Below are 6,705 nucleotides of genomic sequence, written 5' to 3'. Positions count from 1 at the left end.
ACCCCCGACCCCGCCGACGCCTCCCCGTACTCCTTCCCCGACGGCGGTACGTGGCGTACCGAAGTCCCGTCCGTGGAAGGGCCGGAGGCACTTGCCACCGTGCTGAAGGAGAGTGCGCGGCTCGATGTGCCGGTGCACCGGATCAGCCAGGGCAGCGGTGTCTGGATGCTCACCGACTCCGAGATCACCGAGATGGTGGACTCCTGCGCCGAACGCGACATCGAGCTCTGCCTGTTCACCGGGCCGCGCGGCACCTGGGACACCGGGGCCGCGACCCGCACCGACTCCGGCGGCGCGGGGCTGCGCGCACGGGGCCACGACGGGCTCGCCGGATGTGTCGAAGACGCCCTGCGCGCCGCCGAGTTGGGCGTACGGTGCCTGCTCGTCGCCGACGAGGGGGTGCTGTGGACGCTGCACCGGATGCGGGTCGCCGGGGTGTTGCCGGCCGACCTGACGTTCAAGGTGTCGGCGTTGACCGGCCCGGTCAACCCGGCCTCGTACCGCGTCTTCGAGCTGCTCGGCGCCGACTCGGTGAACGTGCCGTCGGATCTGTCGCTCGACCACCTCACCGAGATCCGGCGGTCGGGGCGAGCGCCGATGGACCTGTATGTGGAGGCGCCGGACGACCTCGGTGGCTACGTGCGGATGTACGAGGCCGCCGAGCTGATCCGCCGCGGTGCCCCGCTGTATCTGAAGTTCGGGCTCAGCAAGGCGCCCGGCATCTATCCCTACGGCGCCCACCTGCGCGACCTCGCCCTGGCCGGCGCCCGCGAACGGGTGCGGCGCGGGCGGCTCGTGCTCGACCTGCTGGCCCGGCTCGGCTCCGACGGCGGCATGTCGCCGCTCGGCGCACGCGCGCCCGGCGAGCTGCGCCGCTTCCCCGTACCGGAAGGAGACTGACATGCGCACCCATACGCGCACCCGCACGCGACGCGGCACGGTCGCGGTGACCGTGGCCGGGCTGCTCGCCCTGTCGCTTGCCGCCTGCGGCCAGGAGGCCCTGGGCGGCAGCCGCTACAAACCGGAGGGCGGTGCGGGCGTCACCGTCGGCCTGGCGATGCCCACCAAGTCCTCGGAACGGTGGATAGCCGACGGCCGCAACATGGCGAAGCAGTTCCAGAAGGCCGGGTACAGGACCGATCTGCAGTACGGCGACGACAAGGTGGAGAACCAGGTCGCGCAGATCGAGAGCATGATCACCAAGGGCGTGGGGCTGCTCGTGGTCGCCGCGATCGACGGCTCCGCGCTCTCCGACGTGCTGCGGCAGGCGCAGGACGCGGACATCCCGGTGATCTCCTACGACCGGCTCATCATGGGCACCGGCAGCGTCGACTACTACGCGTCGTTCGACAACGAGCGGGTCGGCCGTCTCCAGGCCCAATACATCGTCGACAAACTGGAGTTGGGCAAACCAGAGAAGGGCGGCAAGACGCACCGCGTCGAGCTGTTCGCGGGCTCCCCGGACGACAACAACACCAAGTACTTCTGGAACGGCGCGATGAAGGTGCTGCGCCCCTACCTCGGCAGTGGGCAGCTCGTCGTGGGCAGTGGGCAGGCCACCATGGCGAAGGCGGCGACGCTGCGCTGGAGCGGTGAGACGGCGCAGAAGCGCATGGACGACATCATCACCAAGAGCTACGGCCAGGACCGTCTCGACGCGGTGCTCTCGCCGTACGACGGGATCTCCATCGGCATCATCTCCGCGCTGCAGAGCGCCGGTTACGGGACGAAGAGTCAGCCGCTGCCGGTGGTGACGGGGCAGGACGCGGAGCTGGCCTCGGTGAAGTCGATCATCCGGGGCGAGCAGACGCAGACCGTCTTCAAGGACACCCGGAAACTCGCCCGCCAGGCCGTGCAGATGGGCGACGCCGCGCTCACCGGCAAGAAGGTCGAGGTGAACAACACCAGCGACTACGACAACGGTGTCAAGACGGTCCCGTCGTATCTGCTCGACCCGGTGAGCATCGACCGGAAGAACACCCGGCTCCTCGTCGACGAGGGGTACTTCACGGCAGGACAGCTCAAGTGACCGCCCCGGCTGGTGAGTTGAGGGAAGCGGCGCCGGTGCTTCGGATGCGGGGCATCACCAAGACGTTCCCCGGTGTGAAGGCGCTCAGCGATGTCAACCTGACCGTGCGGGCCGGTGAGATCCACGCGGTCTGCGGGGAGAACGGCGCGGGCAAGTCCACCCTGATGAAGGTGCTCAGCGGCGTGCACCCGCACGGCAGTTACGAGGGCGAGATCGACTTCGAGGGCGCGCCGGTCGCGTTCAAGGACATCCGGGCCAGCGAACGCCACGGCATCGTCATCATCCACCAGGAGCTGGCGCTCGTCCCGTACCTGTCCATCGCGGAGAACATCTTCCTCGGCAACGAGCAGGCGCGCCGCGGCTTCATCGACTGGAACGGCACCCTGCGCCGCGCCGCTGAACTCCTCGACCGGGTCGGACTGCGTGAGCGGCCGCAGACCCCGATCAGTGAACTCGGCGTCGGCAAACAGCAGTTGGTGGAGATCGCGAAGGCCCTTTCGAAGGAGGTGAAGCTGCTCATCCTGGACGAGCCGACCGCGGCGCTCAACGACGAGGACAGCGCGAAGCTGCTCGACCTGATCCTTGAGCTGCGCGCGCAGGGCGTGGCGTGCATCGTCATCTCGCACAAGCTGGGCGAGATCCGGGCGGTCGCCGACGCGGTGACGATCCTGCGCGACGGACAGACCATCGAGACCCTGCCGGTACGTGAATCACCGGGCGCGGAACCGGAGTTGAGCGAGGACCGGATCATCCGCTCCATGGTCGGCCGCGACCTCGACCACCGCTTCCCGGAGCGCACCCGGTACGAGGGAGCGGACGCGGGCGAGACCGCGTTCAGCGTGTCCGGCTGGACCGTGCGGCACCCCGTGGACCGGGAGCGCACCGTGGTCGACGACGTGTCCCTGACCGTGCGGCGCGGCGAGATCGTCGGCGTGGCGGGCCTGATGGGCGCGGGCCGCACCGAACTCGCCATGTCCGTCTTCGGCCGCAGTTACGGCGGTTATGTGACGGGCACGGTCGAGGTGGCGGGCCGCGCGGTGCACACGGGGACGGTGCCGGCGGCGGTCGCGGCGGGTATCGCGTACGTCACGGAGGACCGTAAGCAGTACGGCCTGAACCTGATCGACGACATCAACCGCAACATCTCCCTCGCCTCGCTCGCGGGCATGGTGCGCCGGGGCGCCGTCGACGAGCACCACGAGCGGCGGGTCGCCGAGCGGTACCGCACGTCGATGAACATCAAGGCCCCGACGGTGCACGAGCAGGTGGGCCGGCTGTCCGGCGGCAACCAGCAGAAGGTCGTGCTCAGCAAGTGGATCCACGCCGATCCGCGGGTGCTGATCCTGGACGAGCCGACCCGCGGCATCGACGTGGGCGCCAAGTCCGAGATCTACACGGTGATCGACCGGCTCGCCGCCGAGGGCAAGGCAGTCCTGATCATCTCGTCCGAGCTGCCGGAGCTGCTCGGGATGTGCGACCGGATCTACACGATGGCCGAGGGCCGCCTCACCGGTGAGGTCGCGCGCGCCGACGCCACCCAGGAAGTCCTGATGCGCCACATGACCATGAACAGAAGCTGAGGCCGACCATGACCACCACGACCACACCGCCCGAGGAGGCGGCCACCGCCAAGGCGGCGCCGTCGACCGGCGCGCTGCTCCTGCACGGGCTGCGCACCAACATGCGCCAGTACGGCATGCTCTCCGCCCTCGCCCTGATCGTGCTCCTCTTCGGGTTCTGGACGGACGGCGCGCTGCTGCGCCCCGGCAACATCTCCAACCTGCTGCAGCAGAACGGCTACATCCTGATCCTGGCCATGGGCATGATGATCGTCATCATCGCCGGGCACATCGACCTGTCGGTCGGTTCGGTCGCCGCGTTCGTCGGCGCGATCTCGGCCGTCATGATGATCGAGCACGATCTGCCGTGGGGCCTGGCCCTGCTCCTCTCGCTGGCGATCGGCGCGGTCGCGGGCGCCTGGCAGGGCTTCTTCATCGCGTATCTGGGCATCCCCTCGTTCATCGTGACGCTCGCCGGGATGCTGCTGTTCCGCGGTCTCACCCAGATCACCCTGGCGGGGCAGTCGCTCTCGCCGTTCCCTGAGGGCTTCCAGAACCTGGCCAAGGGCGTCGTCCCCGAGGCCGGTCCGGCGTGGCGTATCCCGCTGCCCTTCGAGTTCCAACTCGACCTGGGCTTCATCGAGTTGCGCACCGAGGCCATCGGCCCGTACCACAACCCGACGGTCCTGATCGGGCTCGTCGTGATCGCGTTCCTGCTGCTGCGCGAGGTCCGTGACCGGCGCCGGCAGCGCGCGTACGAACTGGAGGTGCTGCCGCGGAACATCTGGGTCCTGAAGTGTGTGGCGATCGTCGCGGCGGTGTGCGCGTTCACGCTGACCCTGGCGAGCTGGCACGGCATGCCGGTGATCATGCTGATCGTGTGCGCGCTGCTGCTCGGCCTCGGCTATGTGATGCGTAACGCGGTGGTCGGCCGTCATGTGTACGCGCTCGGCGGCAACAAGGCGGCGGCGAAGCTGTCCGGCGTCAAGGACAAGCGCGTCACGTTCCTGGTCTTCGTGAACATGGGTGTGCTCGCGGCGCTGGCGGGCTGTGTGTTCGCGGCCCGCCTCAACTCCGGTACGCCGCAGGCCGGTCTGAACTTCGAGCTGGAGGCCATCGCGGCGGCGTTCATCGGCGGCGCGTCGATGAGCGGCGGCGTCGGCACGGTCCTCGGCGCGATCATCGGCGGCCTGGTCCTGGGTGTGCTGAACAACGGCATGAACCTGGTGGGCGTAGGCACCGACTGGCAGCAGGTCATCAAGGGCCTGGTGCTGCTCGCGGCGGTCGGCGTGGACGTGGCGAACAAACGCAGGGCCGGTTCGTAGCCCGCCCCCCCCTCGAACGGCTACGGCCCGGCACCCGTGGGGGGGGTGCCGGGCCGTAGCGCGGAGCCGGAGGGGTCAGTGCGCGCAGGCGCAGGCCTTGTACGCGAGGCCGAGCTCGCCGTCGACGGAGGCGCTGGTGCGGCCCGCCGACTCGACGACCTGCTCCCAGGAGCCGAGCTTGGCGTACAGCTGGTCGGCGGTCGGGCCGAGCGGGTTGCCGTACTTCTCGCGGTTGCGCTGCTCAAGCGCCTCGACCTGCTCGCGGGTCATACCGGCGCGCGCGATGTCCTTGGCCTGGTTGCGCATCTCCACCAGCTCGCGTGCGACGGTCTCGGGGCTCGCCCCGGCCTTCTCAAGCTCGCACCGCCTGCGGCCCATGTCCATCAGGAGCTGGTGGTAACGGACCCGCACATCCCGCGCTTCGAGCCGCTCGGCCGGGGTCATCTCCCGGATACGGCAGACGACTTGCTCCTTGGCGGTACACGGCTCGGTGGCGGGCGGGGCGAGGGACGGGGTGCCGACGGTGAGGGAGCCGCAGGCGGAGTGCGGGCAGCGCAGCCCCGCCTGGTGCGCCTGCGCGCTGCCCGCGGCGGGCACGACGGCCGTGAACAGGGAGAGCGCGGCGAGCGCGGGCACCAGGAGGCGGCGGCGCAGCGGCGCAGCGGTGGAGATGAGTGACATGCGGCCATCGTTGTGCGGCCGCGCCCCGGGACCCGGACGGCACGCCCCGCCGTCACCCGTACGGGAGGGCTGCCGCCGGTGCGGTGCGCACGGTCGACCGTGCACAGCACGCAGCACGCGGCCGCCCCATGTCTGACACGAGGCGGCCGCGTTTCAAGGAGTGCTCAGGAGTGCTCAGCCCGCCATCCCGAACGGCGACGGCGGCAGGAGCGGCGGGGTGGGGAGGGACGAGCCCGCGCGGATCGCGTCGGATACGCGCTTCAGGCCCGCGAGCTCCGGGTTGTCCAGGTTCGGCAGGGCCCGGCTCGGGACGCCCTTCCACGCGATGTCGAGCGTGGCCCAGGGGCTGTCGGGCTCGATGTCGGTGCCGAGCGCCGAGTTCAGGTCCGTGGCGAATTCCTCGTCGATGCTGAAGGCCACCCGCTTCGGCCCGATGCCCCCGTTGTGCGGGACGAACTGACCGGTGGTGAGCGCCTGGGCCACGGTGAAGTTCGCCAGGTTGAGCTCACCGGCCGGACGCGGCTGCCCGTTGATCAGCGGAGTGGTGAACACCTTGCTGTCGCCCACCGCGGCGAACTTGATCCAGAAGTCGTCGACCGTGTACGTGGCACCGGTGTTGGCGTTCCGGAAGGTCATGCCGCCGGGGTAGCAGACCCGGCCGCTGGGCAGCTCGATGTTGTCGTACGACTCCCCGATGGGGATGTGGACCGCGGTGCCCCCGTCGACGACGGTGTTCGGCGCGACGCTTTCGGCCTGGATCCCGGCCTTCTCCAACTCCGCCAGGAATTCCGGGGCGTACGTCAGTTTCGCCTCACCCTCCTTCGACAGGTACAGGCCGGTGCCTCCCGGCGGTACGCAGCCGTAGCGGCCTGCGGTGGCGTCCGGGGCGTTCGCCGCGGTGGCCGGCTGCCCGGTGAACAGCAGGGCCGTGCAGGCGGATACGGCGATCGCGGCGGCGATGGACCGGAGTGTGCGCATGGGTGGTGGACTCCTCTACGACGGTTGGGCGCCGGCCCGGCCCTGGGGTGGCCGGGCCGGCGGGCGAAAGAGCTGCCGCGCTACGGCGAGGTCAGCCGGGGAAGCCGGGGAGGGACGGCGGCTTGGGGAAGGG

At 70.0% G+C, this 6,705-nt stretch carries 6 protein-coding genes; 4 read left to right on the top strand and 2 right to left on the bottom strand.

Translation table 11 applies throughout. From position 1 onward, the window contains the following. The 4 genes from GUY60_RS32000 to mmsB form a co-directional block, all read left to right on the top strand. A partial coding sequence (locus GUY60_RS32000; protein WP_161704225.1) for a hypothetical protein occupies window positions 1-900 on the top strand: 900 nt, incomplete at its 5' end. Between the two features lies 1 nt (window position 901). Continuing rightward, complete coding sequence (gene chvE, locus GUY60_RS31995) at window positions 902-2,029, top strand: multiple monosaccharide ABC transporter substrate-binding protein (RefSeq protein ID WP_161704223.1); 1,128 nt, start codon at window positions 902-904, stop codon at window positions 2,027-2,029. After that, the gene (gene mmsA, locus GUY60_RS31990) at window positions 2,026-3,609 is read left to right on the top strand and encodes a multiple monosaccharide ABC transporter ATP-binding protein (protein ID WP_446697010.1); all 1,584 of its coding nucleotides are present in this window, start codon (window positions 2,026-2,028) and stop codon (window positions 3,607-3,609) included. Before chvE ends, mmsA begins: the two co-directional genes overlap by 4 nt. Before the next feature lie 8 nt (window positions 3,610-3,617). Continuing rightward, on the top strand, window positions 3,618-4,913 hold the full coding sequence (gene mmsB, locus GUY60_RS31985; RefSeq protein WP_187370178.1) for a multiple monosaccharide ABC transporter permease: 1,296 nt from the start codon (window positions 3,618-3,620) through the stop codon (window positions 4,911-4,913). A gap of 75 nt (window positions 4,914-4,988) precedes the next feature. Here the strand turns inward: mmsB and GUY60_RS31980 are convergent, their stop codons facing one another. Further along, window positions 4,989-5,594, bottom strand: coding sequence for a hypothetical protein (locus GUY60_RS31980; protein WP_161704221.1), 606 nt, complete (start codon window positions 5,592-5,594; stop codon window positions 4,989-4,991). A gap of 174 nt (window positions 5,595-5,768) precedes the next feature. After that, window positions 5,769-6,572, bottom strand: a complete 804-nt coding sequence (locus GUY60_RS31975) for a hypothetical protein (RefSeq protein ID WP_161704219.1) — start codon at window positions 6,570-6,572, stop codon at window positions 5,769-5,771. Between the last annotated feature and the right edge of the window lie 133 nt (window positions 6,573-6,705).

Origin of the sequence: Streptomyces boluensis (assembly GCF_009908195.1) — a bacterium.
GTDB classification, from domain to species: Bacteria; Actinomycetota; Actinomycetes; order Streptomycetales; family Streptomycetaceae; genus Streptomyces; species Streptomyces boluensis.
The sequence above is the reverse complement of the archived record's forward strand: the minus strand, read 5'-3'. Positions and strand labels throughout refer to the sequence as shown.

Bases quoted from the DNA above. Each gene is read 5' to 3' on its own strand.
- chvE (WP_161704223.1), top strand. From the start codon at position 902: ATGCGCACCCATACGCGCACCCGCACGCGACGCGGCACGGTCGCGGTG.
- mmsB (WP_187370178.1), top strand. From the start codon at position 3,618: ATGACCACCACGACCACACCGCCCGAGGAGGCGGCCACCGCCAAGGCG.
- GUY60_RS31980 (WP_161704221.1), bottom strand. From the start codon at position 5,594: ATGTCACTCATCTCCACCGCTGCGCCGCTGCGCCGCCGCCTCCTGGTG.
- GUY60_RS31975 (WP_161704219.1), bottom strand. From the start codon at position 6,572: ATGCGCACACTCCGGTCCATCGCCGCCGCGATCGCCGTATCCGCCTGC.